The organism is Pseudomonas sp. B33.4, assembly GCF_034555375.1.
Taxonomy (GTDB): domain Bacteria; phylum Pseudomonadota; class Gammaproteobacteria; order Pseudomonadales; family Pseudomonadaceae; genus Aquipseudomonas.
Window position 1 is genome coordinate 4158210 of the sequence record NZ_CP140706.1, and the last position, 19451, is coordinate 4177660.

General features: G+C 58.1%; 15 protein-coding genes and 1 pseudogene. All 16 read left to right on the forward strand.

Going from position 1 to position 19451, the window contains the following annotated elements; genetic code table 11:
* The first annotated feature begins 634 nt into the window (after positions 1–634).
* Entirely contained in the window at positions 635–1048 is a 414-nt protein-coding gene (locus tag U6037_RS18265; RefSeq protein WP_003223812.1) for an NADH-quinone oxidoreductase subunit A, read from the forward strand.
* A gap of 10 nt (positions 1049–1058) precedes the next feature.
* A complete protein-coding gene (locus tag U6037_RS18270) occupies positions 1059–1733 on the forward strand; it encodes a NuoB/complex I 20 kDa subunit family protein (protein WP_053121628.1) in 675 nt (224 codons plus the stop codon).
* 73 nt (positions 1734–1806) lie between these two features.
* A complete protein-coding gene (gene nuoC, locus U6037_RS18275) occupies positions 1807–3591 on the forward strand; it encodes an NADH-quinone oxidoreductase subunit C/D (RefSeq protein ID WP_016987416.1) in 1785 nt (594 codons plus the stop codon).
* Between the two features lie 2 nt (positions 3592–3593).
* Entirely contained in the window at positions 3594–4091 is a 498-nt protein-coding gene (nuoE, locus tag U6037_RS18280; RefSeq protein ID WP_007920186.1) for an NADH-quinone oxidoreductase subunit NuoE, read from the forward strand.
* Positions 4088–5443: an NADH-quinone oxidoreductase subunit NuoF gene (nuoF, locus tag U6037_RS18285; RefSeq protein WP_007920184.1), complete on the forward strand. Its 1356-nt coding sequence runs from the start codon at positions 4088–4090 to the stop codon at positions 5441–5443. The genes nuoE and nuoF overlap by 4 nt, the downstream gene beginning before the upstream one ends.
* 134 nt (positions 5444–5577) lie before the next feature.
* Positions 5578–8292, forward strand: coding sequence for an NADH-quinone oxidoreductase subunit NuoG (nuoG, locus tag U6037_RS18290; protein WP_322844036.1), 2715 nt, complete (start codon positions 5578–5580; stop codon positions 8290–8292).
* Positions 8289–9296: an NADH-quinone oxidoreductase subunit NuoH gene (gene nuoH / locus U6037_RS18295; protein WP_007920179.1), complete on the forward strand. Its 1008-nt coding sequence runs from the start codon at positions 8289–8291 to the stop codon at positions 9294–9296. Before nuoG ends, nuoH begins: the two co-directional genes overlap by 4 nt.
* Before the next feature lie 11 nt (positions 9297–9307).
* Positions 9308–9856: an NADH-quinone oxidoreductase subunit NuoI gene (gene nuoI, locus U6037_RS18300; protein ID WP_007920177.1), complete on the forward strand. Its 549-nt coding sequence runs from the start codon at positions 9308–9310 to the stop codon at positions 9854–9856.
* A gap of 9 nt (positions 9857–9865) precedes the next feature.
* Positions 9866–10366: an NADH-quinone oxidoreductase subunit J gene (gene nuoJ, locus U6037_RS18305; RefSeq protein ID WP_322844037.1), complete on the forward strand. Its 501-nt coding sequence runs from the start codon at positions 9866–9868 to the stop codon at positions 10364–10366.
* A gap of 3 nt (positions 10367–10369) precedes the next feature.
* On the forward strand, positions 10370–10678 hold the full coding sequence (nuoK, locus tag U6037_RS18310) for an NADH-quinone oxidoreductase subunit NuoK (protein ID WP_003223790.1): 309 nt from the start codon (positions 10370–10372) through the stop codon (positions 10676–10678).
* Positions 10675–12528: an NADH-quinone oxidoreductase subunit L gene (nuoL, locus tag U6037_RS18315; protein WP_038362640.1), complete on the forward strand. Its 1854-nt coding sequence runs from the start codon at positions 10675–10677 to the stop codon at positions 12526–12528. The genes nuoK and nuoL overlap by 4 nt, the downstream gene beginning before the upstream one ends.
* A gap of 39 nt (positions 12529–12567) precedes the next feature.
* Positions 12568–14100 (forward strand): NADH-quinone oxidoreductase subunit M, encoded by a 1533-nt coding sequence (gene nuoM, locus U6037_RS18320; RefSeq protein WP_016986254.1) that lies wholly within the window; start codon positions 12568–12570, stop codon positions 14098–14100.
* Between the two features lie 7 nt (positions 14101–14107).
* Positions 14108–15571 carry an NADH-quinone oxidoreductase subunit NuoN gene (nuoN, locus tag U6037_RS18325; protein ID WP_007920173.1) on the forward strand — a complete coding sequence of 488 codons (1464 nt, stop codon included), beginning with the start codon at positions 14108–14110 and terminating at the stop codon, positions 15569–15571.
* Positions 15572–15808: 237 nt separating this feature from the next.
* Positions 15809–16666, forward strand: coding sequence for a hypothetical protein (locus U6037_RS18330; RefSeq protein ID WP_322844038.1), 858 nt, complete (start codon positions 15809–15811; stop codon positions 16664–16666).
* A gap of 396 nt (positions 16667–17062) precedes the next feature.
* A pseudogene (locus tag U6037_RS18335) lies at positions 17063–17158 on the forward strand (transcriptional regulator); the annotation flags it as partial.
* Positions 17159–17582: 424 nt separating this feature from the next.
* The gene (locus tag U6037_RS18340; protein ID WP_322844039.1) at positions 17583–18908 is read left to right on the forward strand and encodes an OprD family porin; all 1326 of its coding nucleotides are present in this window, start codon (positions 17583–17585) and stop codon (positions 18906–18908) included.
* Positions 18909–19451 lie beyond the last annotated feature (543 nt).

A 19451-nucleotide genomic window follows, 5' to 3' on the forward strand; every position in this document is an offset into this window, starting at 1 on the left:
GCTTCGCCTGAGCAAACGGCCTCTGCGGATCGGATGGAAAGCTAACCGCAGAGCCGCAAAACTGACGCCCCGACTGGTTCGGGGCGTTTTTTTTTTGCCCCCGGAAAACAAACCTTTCCCTGTAGGAGCTGCCGAAGGCTGCGATCTTTTGACTTTGATTTTTCAGAATCAAAAGCAGGATCAAAAGATCGCAGCCTTCGGCAGCTCCTACAGGGATCGGTGTCGTCCGGACAAAACATTGATCCAGAGCGGTACACGCGTCAGAAAAATCCGCTAAAACGGGCGCCGTCGCTACTTGCAGTAACGTGCAAGTAAGACAACTTCCCAACTGACATCCCGTTAAACAGTTACAAAACCACTCCAAACGATATTAATTATCATTTAGCCGCAACTATGTTCGTTACATTCCCTACAAAACATTATTTGCATAAACCCGCCTAATGCCCGCAACGCATGGGCTGCAGGGCATTGGAGATGCGCTATGTCCTTATTCCAATAAATAATTTCGCTATAGGAATTTTACTTGCAGGGTGTTTAGCCATAAAATCAGCGCGATTGATTGCTGCGACATATCGTCACTGCCTATTTCTTTATCAAGCTCAGAGACCTTTGCTCTCTGTTAAGGATTACCAGCATGCCCGAAGCGACAGGACTCATGGCCCACAACTGGGGCTTTGCCATTTTCCTTCTGGGTGTCGTCGGCCTGTGTGCCTTCATGCTTGGCGTCTCCAGCCTCCTTGGGTCAAAAGCCTGGGGTCGCAGCAAAAACGAACCGTTCGAGTCCGGCATGCTACCTACCGGTGGCGCCCGCTTGCGGCTCTCAGCCAAATTCTATCTGGTCGCGATGCTCTTCGTGATCTTCGATATCGAAGCCCTCTTTCTCTTTGCATGGTCTGTGTCCGTCCGCGAAAGCGGCTGGACCGGATTCGTCGAAGCTCTCGTTTTCATAGCAATTCTGTTGGCAGGTCTTGTCTACCTGTTCCGAGTGGGCGCCCTTGACTGGGCTCCGGAAGCTCGTCGCAAGCGGCAGGCGAAGCTGAAACAATGAGGCTTTGGCAATGCAATACAATCTCACCAGGATCGACCCCGATGCTCCTAACGAGCAGTATCCGATTGGCGAACGGGAAACCGTTTCCGATCCGTTAGAAGATCAAGTCCACAAAAACATTTTCATGGGCAAGCTGGAAGACGTGCTGAGTGGCGCGGTCAACTGGGGACGTAAAAACTCCCTGTGGCCGTACAACTTCGGCTTGTCGTGCTGCTACGTGGAAATGACCACCGCCTTCACGGCGCCCCACGACATCGCGCGCTTCGGCGCCGAAGTGATCCGGGCATCGCCGCGTCAGGCCGACTTCATGGTTATCGCCGGCACCTGCTTCATCAAGATGGCGCCGATCATCCAACGTCTCTACGAGCAGATGCTCGAGCCGAAGTGGGTTATCTCCATGGGTTCGTGCGCTAACTCCGGTGGCATGTACGACATCTACTCTGTGGTTCAAGGGGTGGACAAGTTCCTGCCCGTGGACGTCTACGTACCTGGCTGCCCTCCTCGTCCGGAAGCATTTCTGCAAGGCTTGATGCTGTTGCAGGAATCGATCGGCAAGGAGCGTCGTCCGCTTTCCTGGGTCGTTGGTGATCAAGGCGTTTATCGCGCCGACATGCCTTCGCAAAAGGAACAGCGCCGCGAACAGCGAATCGCAGTCACCAACCTGCGCAGCCCTGACGAAGTCTGATCCAGATCTGTTCTGACAAAGAAACGAGAAGCTGGCTTCATTCTTTACGTTGACCGAAAGCGAAAAAATAACCATGACTACAGGCAGTGCTCTGTACATCCCGCCTTATAAGGCAGACGACCAGGATGTGGTCGTTGAATTGAACAACCGTTTTGGCCCGGAGGCGTTCACCGCCCAGCCGACCCGCACCGGCATGCCGGTGCTGTGGGTGGCGCGTGCCAAACTCGTCGAAGTCCTGACCTTCCTGCGCAACCTGCCCAAGCCGTACGTCATGCTCTATGACCTGCACGGCGTGGACGAGCGTCTGCGCACCAAGCGTCAGGGGCTGCCGAGCGACGCCGAGTTCACCGTGTTCTATCACCTCATGTCGCTGGAGCGTAATAGTGACGTGATGATCAAGGTCGCCTTGTCCGAGAGCGACCTCAGCTTGCCGACCGTCACCAGCATCTGGCCGAACGCCAACTGGTACGAGCGTGAAGTCTGGGACATGTTCGGTATCGACTTCAAAGGTCACCCGCACCTGTCGCGCATCATGATGCCGCCGACGTGGGAAGGTCACCCGCTGCGCAAGGACTTCCCGGCGCGCGCCACCGAATTCGATCCGTACAGCCTCAACCTCGCCAAGCAACAGCTTGAGGAAGAAGCCGCGCGCTTCCGTCCGGAAGACTGGGGCATGAAGCGTTCCGGCCCGAACGAGGACTACATGTTCCTCAACCTCGGCCCGAACCACCCTTCTGCGCACGGTGCGTTCCGCATCATTCTGCAGCTGGACGGTGAAGAGATCGTCGACTGCGTGCCGGACATCGGTTACCACCACCGTGGTGCCGAGAAGATGGCCGAGCGTCAGTCCTGGCACAGCTTCATCCCGTACACCGACCGTATCGATTACCTCGGCGGCGTGATGAACAACCTGCCGTACGTGCTCTCGGTCGAGAAGCTGGCCGGCATCAAGGTGCCCGAAAAGGTAGACGTCATCCGCATCATGATGGCCGAGTTCTTCCGGATCACCAGCCACCTGCTGTTCCTCGGGACTTACATCCAGGACGTCGGCGCGATGACCCCGGTGTTCTTCACCTTCACCGACCGCCAGAAGGCGTACACGGTGATTGAAGCCATTACCGGTTTCCGTCTGCACCCGGCCTGGTACCGCATCGGTGGTGTTGCCCACGACCTGCCGCGCGGCTGGGAAAAACTGGTGAAAGACTTCGTTGAATGGCTGCCAAAACGCCTCGACGAATACACCAAGGCTGCCCTGCAGAACAGCATCCTCAAGGGTCGTACCATCGGCGTTGCCCAGTACAACACCAAAGAAGCCCTGGAATGGGGCGTCACCGGTGCTGGCCTACGTTCGACCGGTTGCGATTTCGACCTGCGTAAAGCGCGTCCGTACTCCGGCTACGAGAACTTCGAATTCGAAGTACCGCTCGCCGCCAATGGCGATGCCTACGACCGCTGCATGGTTCGCGTCGAAGAGATGCGCCAGAGCATCAAGATCATCGACCAGTGCATGCGCAACATGCCGGAAGGCCCGTACAAGGCGGATCACCCGCTGACCACGCCGCCGCCGAAAGAGCGCACGCTGCAGCACATCGAAACCTTGATTACGCACTTCCTGCAAGTTTCGTGGGGCCCGGTCATGCCGGCCAACGAATCCTTCCAGATGATCGAAGCGACCAAGGGCATCAACAGTTATTACCTGACGAGCGACGGCGGCACCATGAGCTACCGTACCCGGATCCGCACTCCAAGCTTCCCGCATCTGCAACAGATCCCTTCGGTGATCAAAGGCAGCATGGTCGCGGACATGATTGCGTACCTGGGTAGTATCGATTTCGTTATGGCCGACGTGGACCGCTAAGCATGAACAGCACGCTTATCCAGACAGACCGTTTCACCTTGAGTGAAACCGAGCGCTCGGCCATCGAGCACGAGCTGCATCACTACGAAGACCCGCGCGCGGCGTCGATCGAAGCCCTGAAGATCGTTCAGAAAGAACGCGGCTGGGTGCCGGATGGCGCCCTGTACGCGATCGGCGAGATTCTCGGCATCCCGGCCAGCGACGTTGAAGGCGTGGCTACTTTCTATAGCCAGATTTTCCGTCAGCCGGTCGGCCGTCACATCATTCGCGTCTGCGACAGCATGGTCTGCTACATCGGCGGCCACGAGTCGGTGGTCAGCGAAATCCAGAACAATCTGGGCATCGGCCTGGGTCAGACCACCACCGACGGTCGGTTCACCCTGCTGCCGGTCTGCTGCCTCGGCAACTGCGACAAGGCACCGGCGCTGATGATCGACGACGACACCTTTGGTGATGTGCAGCCGGCTGGCGTCGCCAAACTGCTCGAGGGCTACGTATGACCCTGACATCTTTCGGTCCTGCCAACCGCATTCAGCGTTCGGCCGAGACTCACCCGCTGACCTGGCGTCTGCGTGATGACGGCGAAGCCGTGTGGCTCGACGAGTACCAGGCCAAGAACGGTTACGCTGCGGCGCGCAAAGCCTTCGCCGACATGGATCAGGACGCTATCGTCCAGACCGTGAAAGACGCCGGCCTCAAAGGTCGCGGCGGTGCAGGCTTCCCCACGGGCGTGAAGTGGGGCCTGATGCCCAAAGACGAATCCATCAACATCCGTTACCTGCTGTGCAACGCGGATGAAATGGAGCCGAACACCTGGAAAGACCGCATGCTGATGGAGCAACTGCCCCATCTGCTGATCGAAGGCATGCTGATCAGTGCTCGCGCGCTGAAAACCTACCGTGGCTACATCTTCCTGCGTGGCGAATACACCACCGCCGCCAAGCACCTCAACCGTGCCGTGGAAGAAGCCAAGGCTGCGGGCCTGCTGGGCAAAAACATTCTGGGCAGCGGTTTTGATTTCGAGCTGTTCGTCCACACCGGCGCCGGGCGTTACATCTGCGGTGAAGAAACCGCACTGATCAACTCCCTCGAAGGCCGCCGCGCCAACCCGCGCTCCAAGCCGCCCTTCCCTGCCGCCGTCGGCGTGTGGGGCAAGCCGACCTGCGTGAACAACGTCGAAACCCTGTGCAACGTGCCGGCGATCATTGCCGACGGCGTTGACTGGTACAAATCGTTGGCGCGTGAAGGCAGCGAAGACATGGGCACCAAGCTCATGGGCTTCTCCGGCAAAGTCAAAAACCCGGGTCTGTGGGAGCTGCCATTCGGCGTCACCGGTCGCGAGTTGTTCGAAGACTACGCCGGCGGCATGCGCGACGGCTTCAAACTCAAGGCCTGGCAGCCAGGCGGCGCCGGTACCGGTTTCCTCCTGCCTGAGCACCTCGACGCCCAAATGTATGCCGGCGGCATCGCCAAAGTGGGCACCCGTATGGGTACCGGCCTGGCCATGGCGGTGGATGACAGCGTCAACATGGTCTCGTTGCTGCGCAACATGGAGCAGTTCTTCGCTCGCGAGTCGTGCGGTTTCTGCACCCCGTGCCGCGATGGTTTGCCATGGAGCGTCAAGCTCTTGATGGCCATTGAACAAGGCCGCGGTCAGCCAGGCGACATCGAGACCCTGCTGGGTCTGGTCAACTTCCTCGGCCCAGGCAAGACCTTCTGTGCTCACGCACCGGGTGCCGTGGAGCCGTTGGGCAGTGCCATCAAATACTTCCGTCCAGAGTTCGAAGCCGGTATCGCGCCAGTCAGCGCCGCCGTCCCGCCTCTGGCAAGGCCGATCGTAATCGGCGCGTAAACGCTTAAAAAGGCGAAGGGTCCGTGCCCTTCGCCTCCTGCGATGACGCCTTTCGAGGCTGGTTTGATTCGCACGGATAACAAGATTCCATTAGCCACGCCCGCTGACACCGGGCCAACGAAGACCTTTGAACCATGGCCACTATCCACGTAGACGGCAAAGCGCTCGAAGTCGACGGGGCAGACAACCTGTTACAGGCATGTCTGTCGCTGGGCCTCGACATTCCATATTTCTGCTGGCACCCCGCGCTCGGTAGCGTCGGGGCGTGCCGCCAGTGCGCGGTCAAGCAGTACACCGACGAGAACGACACCCGTGGTCGCATCGTCATGTCCTGCATGACCCCTGCCACTGACAACACCTGGATCTCCATCGAAGATGAAGAATCCAAGGCGTTCCGCGCCAGTGTTGTTGAATGGCTGATGACCAACCACCCGCACGACTGCCCTGTGTGCGAAGAAGGCGGTCATTGCCACCTGCAAGACATGACCGTGATGACCGGCCACAACGAGCGCCGTTATCGCTTCACCAAACGCACCCACCAGAACCAGCAACTGGGCCCGTTCATTTCCCACGAAATGAACCGCTGCATCGCTTGCTACCGCTGCGTGCGCTTCTACAAGGATTACGCTGGCGGCACCGACCTCGGTGTGTTTGGCGCCCACGACAACGTGTACTTCGGTCGCGTTGAAGACGGCACCCTCGAAAGCGAGTTCTCCGGCAACCTCACCGAGGTCTGCCCGACCGGTGTGTTCACCGACAAGACTCACTCCGAACGCTACAACCGCAAGTGGGACATGCAGTTCGCGCCGAGCATCTGCCATGGCTGCTCGAGCGGTTGCAACATCTCCCCGGGCGAACGCTACGGCGAACTGCGTCGCATCGAAAACCGTTTCAACGGCTCGGTGAACCAGTACTTCCTGTGCGACCGTGGCCGTTTCGGTTATGGCTACGTCAACCGCACCGACCGTCCACGTCAGCCGCTGCTGGCCGATGGCACCAAGCTCGGTCTGGATGCTGCACTGGATAAAGCCGCTGACTTGCTGCGCGGTCGCAACATCGTCGGTATCGGTTCGCCGCGTGCCAGCCTCGAAAGCAACTACGCGTTGCGCGAACTGGTCGGCGCCGAGCACTTCTACTCGGGTATCGAAGCCTCCGAACTGGAGCGCATCCGTCTGGTCCTGCAAGTGCTGAAAGACAGCCCGTTGCCTGTGCCGAACATGCGCGACATCGAAGACCATGACGCCATTTTCGTCCTCGGTGAAGACCTGACTCAGACCGCCGCCCGTGTGGCGCTGTCGCTGCGTCAATCGGTCAAAGGCAAAGCTGAAGACATGGCCGAAGCCATGCGTGTTCAGCCTTGGCTCGACGCTGCGGTGAAGAACATCGGTCAGCACGCGCTGAACCCGCTGTTCATCGCCAGCCTGGCGGAAACCAAGCTCGACGACATCGCTGAAGAATGCGTACACGCCGCTCCAGACGACCTGGCGCGCATCGGTTTCGCCGTGGCTCACGCACTGGACGCCAGCGCCCCGGCCGTTGAAGGTCTGGACGCCGAAGCACTGCAACTGGCCAAGCGCATTGCTGATGCCCTGCTCGCCGCCAAACGTCCGCTGATCATCGCTGGTACTTCGCTGGGTTCCAAAGCCTTGATCGAAGCCGCCGCGAACATCGCCAAGGCACTGAAGCTGCGCGAGAAGAACGGTTCGATCAGCCTGATCGTCCCGGAAGCCAACAGCCTCGGTCTGGCCATGCTCGGTGGCGAATCGGTCGACGCCGCGCTGCAAGCCGTCATCGATGGCAAGGCCGACGCTATCGTCGTGCTGGAAAACGATCTGTACACCCGCACCGCCAAAGAAAAAGTCGATGCCGCACTGAACGCTGCGCAAGTAGTGATCGTTGCTGATCATCAGAAGACGGCTACCAGCGACCGCGCGCACCTGGTTCTGCCAGCCGCAAGCTTCGCTGAAGGCGACGGTACGCTGGTCAGCCAGGAAGGTCGCGCCCAGCGCTTCTTCCAGGTTTTCGACCCGCAATACATGGATGCGAGCATCCTGGTTCACGAAGGCTGGCGCTGGCTGCACGCCCTGCGCGCGACCCTGCTGAACCAGCCGATCGACTGGACGCAACTCGACCACGTCACCGCTGCCGTTGCTTCGAGCACCGAGCAACTGGCACGTATCGTCGACGCAGCACCATCGGCGGCGTTCCGCATCAAGGGTCTGAAACTGGCACGTGAGCCGCTGCGTTATTCCGGTCGCACCGCGATGCGCGCCGACATCAGCGTTCACGAACCGCGCACCCCGCAAGACAAGGACACCGCGTTCGCCTTCTCCATGGAAGGTTACTCAGGTTCGGTTGAACCGCGTCAGCAGGTGCCGTTTGCCTGGTCGCCGGGCTGGAACTCGCCACAAGCGTGGAACAAGTTCCAGGACGAAGTCGGTGGTCACATCCGCGCTGGCGACCCGGGCACTCGCCTGATCGAAAGCACCGGTGATTCGCTGAACTGGTTCGCTGCCGCACCGCGCGCATTCAACCCGGCGCCGGGCACCTGGCAAGCCGTGCCGTTCTTCCACCTGTTCGGCAGCGAAGAGAACTCTTCGAAAGCCGCGCCGGTTCAAGAGCGCATTCCGGCTCCATACGTAGCTTTGGCCAAATCGGAAGCGGATCGTCTGGGCGTCAACGACGGTGCCCTGCTGAGCCTGAACGTGGCCGGTCAGACCCTGCGTCTGCCGCTGCGCATCAATGAAGAACTGGGCGCCGGTCTGGTGGCATTGCCTGCGGGCATCGCCGGCATTCCACCGGCATTCGCCGGCGTATCCGTCGACGGTCTGCAGGAGGCAGCGCAATGACCTGGTTCACCCCTGAAGTGATCGATGTGATCCTCTCGGTCGTCAAAGCCATCGTGATTCTGCTGGCCGTTGTGGTCGCAGGCGCATTGCTCAGCTTTGTCGAACGTCGCCTGCTGGGCTGGTGGCAGGACCGTTACGGTCCGAACCGCGTTGGTCCGTTTGGTATGTTCCAGATCGCCGCCGACATGCTGAAGATGTTCTTCAAGGAAGACTGGACGCCGCCGTTTGCCGACAAGGTGATCTTCACCCTGGCACCGGTGGTGGCGATGTCCGCCCTGCTGATCGCTTTTGCGATCATCCCGATCACCCCGACCTGGGGCGTCGCGGATCTGAACATCGGCTTGCTGTTCTTCTTCGCCATGGCCGGTCTGTCGGTCTACGCGGTGCTGTTCGCCGGCTGGTCGAGTAACAACAAGTTCGCCCTGCTCGGCAGCTTGCGTGCCTCGGCGCAGACCGTGTCCTACGAAGTGTTCATGGGCCTGGCCCTGATGGGCATCGTGGTTCAGGTCGGCTCGTTCAACATGCGCGACATCGTCGAGTACCAGGCGCAGAACCTGTGGTTCATCATTCCGCAGTTCTTCGGCTTCTGTACCTTCTTCATCGCTGGCGTCGCCGTGACTCACCGTCACCCGTTCGACCAGCCGGAAGCGGAACAGGAACTGGCCGACGGTTACCACATTGAATACGCCGGTATGAAATGGGGCATGTTCTTCGTCGGTGAATACATCGGCATCATCCTGATCTCGGCGCTGTTGGTCACCCTGTTCTTCGGTGGCTGGCACGGTCCGTTCGGCATCTTGCCGCAACTGGCCTTCGTCTGGTTCGCACTGAAGACCGCGTTCTTCATCATGCTGTTCATCCTGCTGCGCGCTTCCATTCCGCGTCCGCGTTATGACCAGGTGATGGATTTCAGCTGGAAATTCTGCCTGCCACTGACCCTGATCAATTTGCTGGTGACCGCTGCGGTCGTGTTGTGGAACACGCCTGCAGTCGCGGTTCAGTGAGGATTTGACCCATGTTCAAATATATTGGCGACATCGTTAAGGGTACCGGTACCCAGTTGCGCAGCCTGGTCATGGTCTTCGGCCATGGCTTTCGCAAGCGCGACACCCTGCAATACCCCGAAGAAGCGGTCTACCTGCCACCACGCTACCGTGGTCGCATCGTCCTGACCCGCGACCCCGATGGCGAAGAGCGTTGCGTAGCCTGCAACCTCTGCGCCGTAGCTTGCCCAGTGGGTTGCATCTCGCTGCAGAAAGCTGAAACCGAAGACGGTCGCTGGTACCCGGACTTCTTCCGTATCAACTTCTCGCGCTGCATTTTCTGCGGTCTCTGCGAGGAAGCCTGTCCGACCACCGCGATCCAGCTGACACCGGATTTCGAGATGGCCGAGTTCAAACGTCAGGACCTGGTGTACGAGAAAGAAGATCTGCTGATCTCCGGCCCCGGCAAAAACCCTGATTACAACTTCTATCGTGTTGCAGGTATGGCAATCGCTGGCAAGCCGAAAGGCTCCGCGCAGAACGAAGCCGAACCGATCAACGTGAAGAGCTTGCTGCCTTAAGGAAGAACGATGGAATTCGCTTTCTATTTCGCATCGGGTATCGCTGTTGTGTCCACGCTACGTGTGGTCACCAACACCAACCCTGTGCACGCCCTGCTCTACCTGATCATCTCGTTGATTGCCGTGGCCATGACCTTCTTCGCACTCGGCGCGCCGTTCGCCGGCGTGCTGGAAGTGATCGCCTACGCCGGCGCCATCATGGTGCTGTTCGTGTTCGTGGTGATGATGCTGAACCTGGGCCCGGCCTCGGTTCAGCAAGAACGCACCTGGCTGCGGCCTGGCATCTGGGCCGGTCCGGTGATTCTCGCCGCCCTGCTGCTGGCCGAACTGCTGTATGTGCTGTTCGCTCACCAGAGCGGCCAGGCCATCGGCCACACCACCGTAGACGCGAAAGCCGTGGGCATCAGCCTGTTCGGTCCGTACCTGCTGGTGGTCGAACTCGCCTCGATGCTGCTGCTTGCTGCAGCCGTCACGGCGTTCCATTTGGGCCGTAACGAGGCGAAGGAGTAAGACATGCCTGCTATCCCTCTCGAACATGGTCTGGCCGTTGCCGGCATCCTGTTCTGCCTTGGTCTGGTCGGCCTGATGGTCCGCCGCAACATTTTGTTCGTGTTGATGAGTCTGGAAGTAATGATGAACGCCTCTGCACTGGCCTTCATCGTTGCAGGCGCCCGTTGGGGCCAGCCGGATGGACAGATCATGTTCATCCTGGTGATCAGCTTGGCAGCCGCCGAGGCCAGTATTGGTCTGGCGATCCTGCTGCAACTGTATCGCCGCTTCCACACGCTCGATATCGACGCTGCCAGTGAGATGCGCGGATGAACCTGATCTTTCTGACTTTCGTATTCCCTCTGATCGGTTTCCTGCTCCTGTCGTTCTCCCGTGGACGCTGGTCGGAAAACCTCTCGGCGCTGATTGGCGTGGGTTCCATTGGCTTGTCGGCGATTGTCGCCGCCTACGTCATCTGGCAATTCAACGTCGCGCCACCCGAAGGCGGTCACTACACGCTGGTGCTGTGGAAGTGGATGGCGGTCGAAGGCTTCAAGCCTGACTTCGCCCTCTACGTCGACGGCCTGTCGATCACCATGCTTGGCGTGGTGGTTGGCGTCGGCTTCCTGATCCACCTGTTCGCGTCCTGGTACATGCGCGGCGAAGCGGGCTACTCGCGCTTCTTCTCGTACACCAACCTGTTTATCGCCAGCATGCTGTTCCTGGTGCTCGGCGATAACCTGTTGTTCCTGTACTTCGGCTGGGAAGGCGTGGGCCTGTGCTCGTACCTGTTGATCGGTTTCTACTACAGCAACCGCAACAACGGTAACGCCGCACTCAAGGCCTTCATCGTGACCCGGATCGGCGACGTGTTCATGGCCATCGGCCTGTTCATCCTGTTCCAGCAAGTGGGCACGTTGAACATCCAGGAACTGCTGGTGCTGGCACCGCAGAAATTCCAGGTCGGCGACTTCTGGATCACTTTGGCAACCCTGATGCTGCTGGGTGGCGCGGTCGGTAAATCGGCACAACTGCCGCTGCAAACCTGGCTCGCGGACGCGATGGCCGGCCCGACTCCGGTTTCGGCACTGATCCACGCTGCAACCATGGTGACTGCTGGTGTCTACCTGATCGCCCGTACCCACGGTCTGTTCACCCTGGCGCCGGAAATCCTCCACCTGGTCGGCATCGTTGGTGGTGTGACCCTGGTACTGGCTGGTTTCGCCGCGCTGGTTCAAACCGACATCAAACGTATCCTCGCCTACTCGACCATGAGCCAGATCGGCTACATGTTCCTGGCGCTGGGCGTTGGCGCCTGGGATGGCGCGATTTTCCACCTGATGACCCACGCCTTCTTCAAGGCCCTGCTGTTCCTTGCTTCCGGTGCGGTGATCGTTGCCTGCCACCACGAGCAGAACATCTTCAAGATGGGCGGTCTGTGGAAGAAACTGCCACTGGCCTACGCCAGCTTCATCGTCGGCGGCGCGGCACTGGCTGCCCTGCCACTGGTCACCGCAGGCTTCTACTCCAAGGACGAAATCCTTTGGGAAGCGTTCGCCAGCGGCAACCACGGTCTGCTCTACGCAGGTCTGGTCGGCGCGTTCATGACATCGCTGTACACCTTCCGCCTGATCTTCATCACGTTCCACGGTGAAGCCAAGACTGAAGCCCACGCCGGTCACGGCATCGCTCACTGGCTGCCATTGTCGGTGCTGATCGTATTGTCCACCGCCATCGGCGCGATGATCGTTCCGCCACTGCACGGCGTACTGCCAGAAAGCGTTGGCCATGCCGGTGGCGAAGCCAAGCACAGTCTGGAAATCGCTTCGGGCGCCATCGCCCTGGCCGGTATCCTGCTGGCAGCGCTGCTGTTCCTCGGCAAGCGTCGCTTCGTCACGGCGATCGCCAACAGCGGCATCGGCCGTTTCCTTTCGGCCTGGTGGTTCGCTGCCTGGGGCTTCGACTGGATCTACGACAAACTGTTCGTCAAGCCTTACCTGGCGATCAGCCACGTACTGCGCAAAGACCCGCTCGACCAGACCATCGGTCTGATCCCGCGTATGGCCAAGGGTGGTCACACCGCCCTAAGCCGCACCGAGACCGGTCAACTGCGTTGGTACGCTGCTTCGATGGCTGCTGGTGCCGTGCTGGTAATCGGCGCCATCGTGCTGGTAGCGGTCTGATATGAACCTTGCGAATTTGCGAAAGGAAACGAGCCCGTCATGATTCTGCCTTGGCTAATCCTGATCCCCTTCATCGGCGGCCTGCTGTGCTGGATGGGTGAGCGCTTCGGCGCTACCCTGCCCCGCTGGATTGCGCTGTTGACCATGACCCTGGAACTCGCCCTCGGCCTCTGGCTGTGGGCCCACGGTGACTATTCATTTGCACCGGCGCCTGGCGCCGATCCGACCTGGGCGCTTGAGTTCAAGCATGTCTGGATCCAGCGCTTCGGCATCAACGTGCACCTGGCCCTCGACGGCCTGTCGCTGTTGATGATCCTGCTGACCGGCCTGCTGGGTATCCTCTCGGTACTCTGCTCGTGGAAAGAGATTCAACGTCACGTTGGCTTCTTCCACCTGAACCTGATGTGGATCCTGGGCGGCGTTGTCGGCGTGTTCCTCGCCCTCGACCTGTTCATGTTCTTCTTCTTCTGGGAAATGATGCTGGTGCCGATGTACTTCCTCATCGCGCTCTGGGGTCACAGTTCTTCGGACGGCAAGAAAACCCGCATCTACGCAGCAACCAAGTTCTTCATCTTCACTCAGGCGTCCGGCCTGATCATGCTGGTGGCGATCCTCGGTCTGGTGCTGGTCAACTTCAACAACACTGGCGTGATTACCTTCAACTACGCCGACCTGTTGAAAACCAAGATGTCGATGACCACCGAGTACATTCTGATGCTCGGCTTCTTCATCGCCTTCGCGGTCAAGCTGCCCGTCGTACCGTTCCACTCGTGGTTGCCTGATGCCCACGCCCAGGCGCCGACTGCAGGTTCCGTCGACCTCGCCGGTATCTTGCTGAAAACCGCTGCCTACGGTCTGCTGCGTTTCGCCCTGCCGCTGTTCCCGAATGCTTCGGCCGAGTTTGCGCCGATCGCCATGACCCTCGGTCTGATCGGGATCTTCTACGGCGCGTTCCTCGCTTTCGCACAAACCGACATCAAGCGTCTGATTGCCTTCTCGTCCGTTTCCCACATGGGTTTCGTGTTGATCGGCATCTACTCCGGCAGCCAACTGGCGCTGCAAGGTGCAGTAATCCAGATGCTCGCGCACGGCGTTTCGGCAGCCGCACTGTTTATCCTCAGCGGTCAGTTGTACGAGCGTCTGCACACTCGGGACATGCGTGAGATGGGCGGTCTGTGGTCGCGTATCGCTTACCTGCCGGCGATCAGCCTGTTCTTTGCAGCCGCGTCCTTGGGTCTGCCGGGTACCGGTAACTTTGTCGGTGAGTTCCTGATCCTGATCGGCTCCTTCGCAAGCTGGCCTTGGATCACGGCGATTGCCACCTCCGGTCTGGTGTTCGGTTCGGTCTACTCGCTGATCATGATCCACCGTGCCTACTTCGGTCCGTCGAAATCGGATTCGATCCTGCACGGTATGGACGCTCGCGAACTGATCATGGTGCTGGGCCTTGCGGTGCTGCTGGTTTACCTCGGCGTCTACCCGCAACCGTTCCTCGACACGTCTGCCGCCACGATGCATGGCGTGCAGCAGTGGCTCGGCACCGCCTTCACTCAACTCGCTTCGGCCCGGTAAGAGCGCTATGGAATTCACGATTCAACACTTTATTGCGCTTGCGCCACTGTTGATCACCAGCCTCACCATTATCGTGGTGATGCTGGCAATCGCCTGGCGCCGCAACCACTCGCAGACCTTCCTGATCTCGGTCGCCGGTCTGAACCTGGCCTTGCTGTCGATCCTGCCAGCCCTGAAAGTCGCGCCTCTGGCCGTGACTCCACTGCTGCAAATCGACACGTTCGCTTGCCTGTACATGGCGCTGATCCTGGTCGCCACCCTCGCCTGCGTCACCCTCGCCCACGCCTATCTGGGCGATGGCGGTTCGGGTTACCCGGGCAACCGTGAAGAACTCTACCTGCTGATCCTGATGGCCGCCGCTGGTGGTCTGGTTCTGGTCAGCGCGCAGCACCTGGCCGGTTTGTTCATCGGTCTGGAACTGCTCTCGGTACCGGTTTACGGTCTGGTGGCTTACGCCTTCTTCAACAAGCGTTCGCTGGAAGCCGGCATCAAATACATGGTGCTGTCGGCGGCAGGTTCGGCATTCCTGTTGTTCGGTATGGCGCTGCTGTACGCAGACTCGGGTTCGCTGAGCTTCGTTGGCATCGGTCAGGCCCTGGCTGCGACTGGCCTGCCTAGCTCGCTGGCGCAACTGGGCCTGGGCATGATGCTGATCGGTCTGGCGTTCAAGCTGTCGCTGGTACCGTTCCACCTGTGGACGCCGGACGTTTACGAAGGTGCTCCGGCACCGGTGGCTGCGTTCCTTGCGACCGCTTCGAAAGTGGCCGTGTTTGCGGTGATGGTGCGTCTGTTCCAGATCTCCCCTGCTGCCAGCAGTGGCGTCCTGAGCGACGTGCTGACCGTTATCGCGATCGCCTCGATCCTGTTCGGTAACCTGCTGGCCCTGACCCAGAGCAACCTCAAGCGTCTGCTCGGTTACTCGTCCATCGCGCACTTCGGCTACCTGCTGATCGCACTGGTGGCAAGCAAGGGTCTGGCGGTGGAAGCCATCGGTGTGTACCTGGTGACTTATGTGATCACCAGCCTCGGCGCCTTCGGCGTGATCACCCTGATGTCCTCGCCGTACAACGGCCGTGACGCGGATGCGCTGTACGAATACCGCGGCCTGTTCTGGCGTCGTCCGTACCTGACCGCCGTGCTGACCGTGATGATGCTGTCGCTGGCGGGTATCCCGCTGACCGCAGGCTTCATCGGCAAGTTCTACATCATCGCTACCGGTGTTGAATCGCACCAATGGTGGCTGGTCGGCTCCTTGGTACTGGGCAGCGCCATCGGCGTCTTCTACTACCTGCGCGTGATGGTCACCCTGTACCTGATCGAGCCAAACCTGCGTCGCCACGACGCCCAGCTGCACTGGGAACAGAAGGCAGGCGGCGTGATGCTGCTGGCCATCGCCCTGGTCGCATTCTTCCTGGGTGTATACCCGCAGCCATTGCTGACACTGGTTCAGCAGGCGGGTCTGGCGGGCTGATTACTTGGCTGGCCAGAAATGAAAACGGCACCTTCGGGTGCCGTTTTTGTTTTTGTGGGATTTTTTACTGATGCCCTGCCCTTCCTGCTGAAAGCCCGGAAAGCTCCCGCTCAATTATCGGTTTCGTCCTACAGTCCGCATCCGGCTGTTGGAGCTATTGTGTATGTGTGAGGCAACGCGAAAACTCGAAGGCACATTGAAAGTACTTGCCGACCAACAGGGCACAAGGAAACCATATTGAACACTGACAACATCCACACCACATATGAAAAAATGTATGCATACGAAGAAGAGATAAAAAACAGCATCTCGATAAAAACTCAAATAATTTTTACCGCGATATTTGCGCTAGCTTCTGCAACCATCTACCTAGCTCGTTTTTTGGATTTCACCTTCAACCCCGAAATTGCATACATCATTTCCTTTCTCGTAACTTTAACCCTGTCAATCTCAACCATCTCTACATACTTCAACTTCAGAGCCTTTAGCGGATCTGAATTCAACAGAATGCCATACGCAGAAAAAATAAAAGAGTATTACGACAGCCAAACACAATACAACATTGAACTTGGCAAATATAACTCACAGGTATCGCAGCACGAGCAAATACCTTTGATCGATCCTGACAAAGAAACTGCAAGCTTCATTTCAAACACCTATATCAGTTGCTCCACACACAATGCTTTAGTCAATGAAGAGCGATCACGATGGGTTTTCAAATCCATTTCAACTTTTCTGATGGCCTGCATTCCTCTTGCTATCGGTAGCTTGTTGTTTGTCCTTTTTGACATGGATACCTCCTCGCCCAGGAAAAATTTTGCAATAAAAGATACGTACGTGGGCGACCAAATATCCGACTTGAAAAAGCAGTTGCTGAATGACTCAAAAGCCGAAGGCGTAGCAGATCTGAAAAAAAGGACTATAATCCTTGAGAATATACTTCTTGAAAAAGGGGCAGGGAAATTGAGCGAATCCAATAAGCCAACATCAAGTGAAAAAAAACCTTTGCCCCAAGCTCCTGTCAAACCGACTGTTCCATCTTTTAGAAGAACATACGACGATGTTAACGGCGGCACCAATAGGGATCAGAAATGAAAGCTACTAATGATCGGCCTAAGCCACAAAATTCGACAAGACCTACACCACCAGAGAAACCTTCTGCACCGGTTGTACGTCGTATCGTTAACGAAAAAGTTATCAATAGAAAAGAGATAGCTTTAGATAACAGATGACAACGCAACTAAAGCGCTCTTGCCCTCGCAGAACTTTATAAAAAGGCGGCACCTTCAGGTGCCGCCTTCGCGTTTGTAGGATTAAGTATCAGCAGACTGCGCCAGCGCGTCCAGATGATCGCTCGCTATGCTTTCTTGGTCTTCACACTCTCACCTTTTTAAGAATTTTCCTGCAAAGCATCGAGCAATGGCTGACCTTCTGCAGAAGGTCATTGCGGTTAAATTTGAGGATCACCTATCAAGTGGAGTTCCACGAACCATGAAGCGGGACATTTATTCAGAATTGATGGATGGTCTTGATGCGTTAGCCGAAGAACGCCAAGGCAAAATCATCCTACAGACGACCCGTGTAAAACGGATCGGCGCCATGAAGGGCAAATTCACACATCCCCACGAAATTGATACCTCTCTATCAAACGGTTTGCTGGATCTCTTCGAAAGGTAAAAATCCGCGTCTGCTCTCATGTGATCTATCTGACTTACGCTGACCACTGTGTGCGAGCCTGCTCCAGGCGGAGTTCCGACGAAGGCGTAGGCACTTTCAACATCTTGATTGTCTGACACTCCGCTTTCGCGAGCAGGCTCGCTCCCACAGGTTTGTGTGGCGTTCACTCAATCCATATAACCACATGACGAAATTGTAATTCCCTCATCACCTTGGCGTTATCCGCAGCTTGCAACGATGTCACCCGGCGACCATGCCGGCGGGCCCTGCCCCGCCGAACAATAAAACCCACGCCGACGCACGTTCCCGTTCTGCCGAACCCAAGGAGTGTTTGATGGTTAACCCTACAAAAATATCGATGGCCGCTTTAGCGGTGGTGGTCGGCTCAGGGCCGTCCGTGGTGTTTGCAGAAGACAAACCCGAGGGCTTTGTCGAAGGCAGTAGCCTGACGGTGCTCAACCGCAACTTTTACTTCAATCGTGATCATCGCACAGGCCAGTCCAGCCCCACCGGCAACGGTTATTCCGAAGCCTGGTCGCATGCGGTGATCAGCAAGTTCGAATCCGGTTTCACCCAGGGCACCATCGGCGTCGGTGTTGATGCGTTTGCGATGATCGGGCTGAAGCTCGATACCGGTGACGGGCGAAACGGCGGGCGCAGTTCGTTTGATGTGTTGCCGGTTAACAGTGATGGCGAGGCGCGAGACGAATACACCAAGGTCGGTGGCGCCGCGAAAATTCGGGCGTTCGATACGGTGGTCAAGGTTGGCGATGTGTTCCCGGCCAATCCGGTGGTGGCGGCGGGTGACTCGCGCTTGTTGCCGGAAAGCTTTCGCGGGGTGACGGCGAGCAACACCAGCATCGACGGTTTGTCGGTGCAGGGTGGTCGGCTGCATGCCATGAGCCAACCGGTGTCCAGCGACATGCGTGAGAACTTCGCGACCTTCTACGCAGGTCCGGTCAATTCGCCGTGGATCGCGTACGGCGGCGGCGATTACGTGCGGAACAAAAACCTCAGTTTCAGCCTGTACTCCAGTCGCCTCAAGGATGCTTGGAATCAGTACTACGCCGGTACTGCCTGGACCTATCCGCTGTCCGATGATCTGTCGCTGTTCGGTGGCCTGAACTATTACAAAGCCGTCGATGAAGGCAAACAACTGCTCGGCGAATTCGACAACAACATCTGGAGCGGTCGCGTCGGCGTCAAACTCGGCGCCCACTCGGTCGCCCTCTCCCACCAGCGCAACAACGGCAATGACGACTTCGATTACCTGCGTCAATCCGATTCGATCTTCCTCGACAACTCGATCCAGTACAGCGACTTCAACTCGCCGAAAGAGCGTTCGTGGATGGTGCGTTATGACCTCGACATGAGCACTTATGGCGTACCCGGTTTGTCGTTCATGACTCGCTACGCGCGCGGCACCGACGCCGATTATTCCAACGCCAACGCGGTGTACATGCGCCGCGATGCCGAGGGCAATCCGCTGACCGATCAGAAGCGTTGGGAGCGCGATATCGAAGTCAAATACGTGGTGCAAAGCGGTTCGATGAAAGACCTGTCACTGCGCTTGCGCCAAGCCACCACCCGCGCCACGGCGTTCGAGTCGGATCTGGATGAAGTGCGGGTGATTGTCGAGTATCCGCTGGCGATTCTTTGATTGGGCGGTTGATGCAAATTCACCTTTAGAAGCTCCTTGCTCCTTTGGTAAGAGGTGAATCTTTTGGCGTCCTTCGGGGCGCCTTTTTTTGCTCTGTGTTTTGCCGTGGTTATGTTTTTCAGGTTTAGGCCCGGCCCTCACCCTAGCCCTCTCCCAGAGGTAGAGGGGACTGACCGAGTTGGCTGTTGCAAATACATCGACCTAAAAAACCGGGGCGTACTCTGGTTTTGAATGGCTCGAAAGCCTGCTCCCTTTCCCCCTGGGTGAAAGGGGACTGACCGAGTTGGTTGTTGAAGATACATCGACCTGACAAACCGGGGCGTACTCTGGTTTTGAATGGCTCGAAAGCCTCCTTCCTTTCCCCCTGGGTGAGAGGGGACTGACCGAGCTGGTTGTTGAAGATACATCGACCTGAAAAACCGGGGCGTACTCTGGTTTTGAATGGCTCGAAAGCCTGCTCCCTTTCCCCCTGGGTGAGAGGGGACTGACCGAGCTGGTTGTTGAAGATACATCGACCTGAAAAACCGAGGCGTACTCTGGTTT

Coding starts and splice junctions, on each gene's coding strand:
- U6037_RS18265 (WP_003223812.1), top strand. CDS start 635: ATGCCCGAAGCGACAGGACTCATGGCCCACAACTGGGGCTTTGCCATT.
- U6037_RS18270 (WP_053121628.1), top strand. CDS start 1,059: ATGCAATACAATCTCACCAGGATCGACCCCGATGCTCCTAACGAGCAG.
- nuoC (WP_016987416.1), top strand. CDS start 1,807: ATGACTACAGGCAGTGCTCTGTACATCCCGCCTTATAAGGCAGACGAC.
- nuoE (WP_007920186.1), top strand. CDS start 3,594: ATGAACAGCACGCTTATCCAGACAGACCGTTTCACCTTGAGTGAAACC.
- nuoF (WP_007920184.1), top strand. CDS start 4,088: ATGACCCTGACATCTTTCGGTCCTGCCAACCGCATTCAGCGTTCGGCC.
- nuoG (WP_322844036.1), top strand. CDS start 5,578: ATGGCCACTATCCACGTAGACGGCAAAGCGCTCGAAGTCGACGGGGCA.
- nuoH (WP_007920179.1), top strand. CDS start 8,289: ATGACCTGGTTCACCCCTGAAGTGATCGATGTGATCCTCTCGGTCGTC.
- nuoI (WP_007920177.1), top strand. CDS start 9,308: ATGTTCAAATATATTGGCGACATCGTTAAGGGTACCGGTACCCAGTTG.
- nuoJ (WP_322844037.1), top strand. CDS start 9,866: ATGGAATTCGCTTTCTATTTCGCATCGGGTATCGCTGTTGTGTCCACG.
- nuoK (WP_003223790.1), top strand. CDS start 10,370: ATGCCTGCTATCCCTCTCGAACATGGTCTGGCCGTTGCCGGCATCCTG.
- nuoL (WP_038362640.1), top strand. CDS start 10,675: ATGAACCTGATCTTTCTGACTTTCGTATTCCCTCTGATCGGTTTCCTG.
- nuoM (WP_016986254.1), top strand. CDS start 12,568: ATGATTCTGCCTTGGCTAATCCTGATCCCCTTCATCGGCGGCCTGCTG.
- nuoN (WP_007920173.1), top strand. CDS start 14,108: ATGGAATTCACGATTCAACACTTTATTGCGCTTGCGCCACTGTTGATC.
- U6037_RS18340 (WP_322844039.1), top strand. CDS start 17,583: ATGGTTAACCCTACAAAAATATCGATGGCCGCTTTAGCGGTGGTGGTC.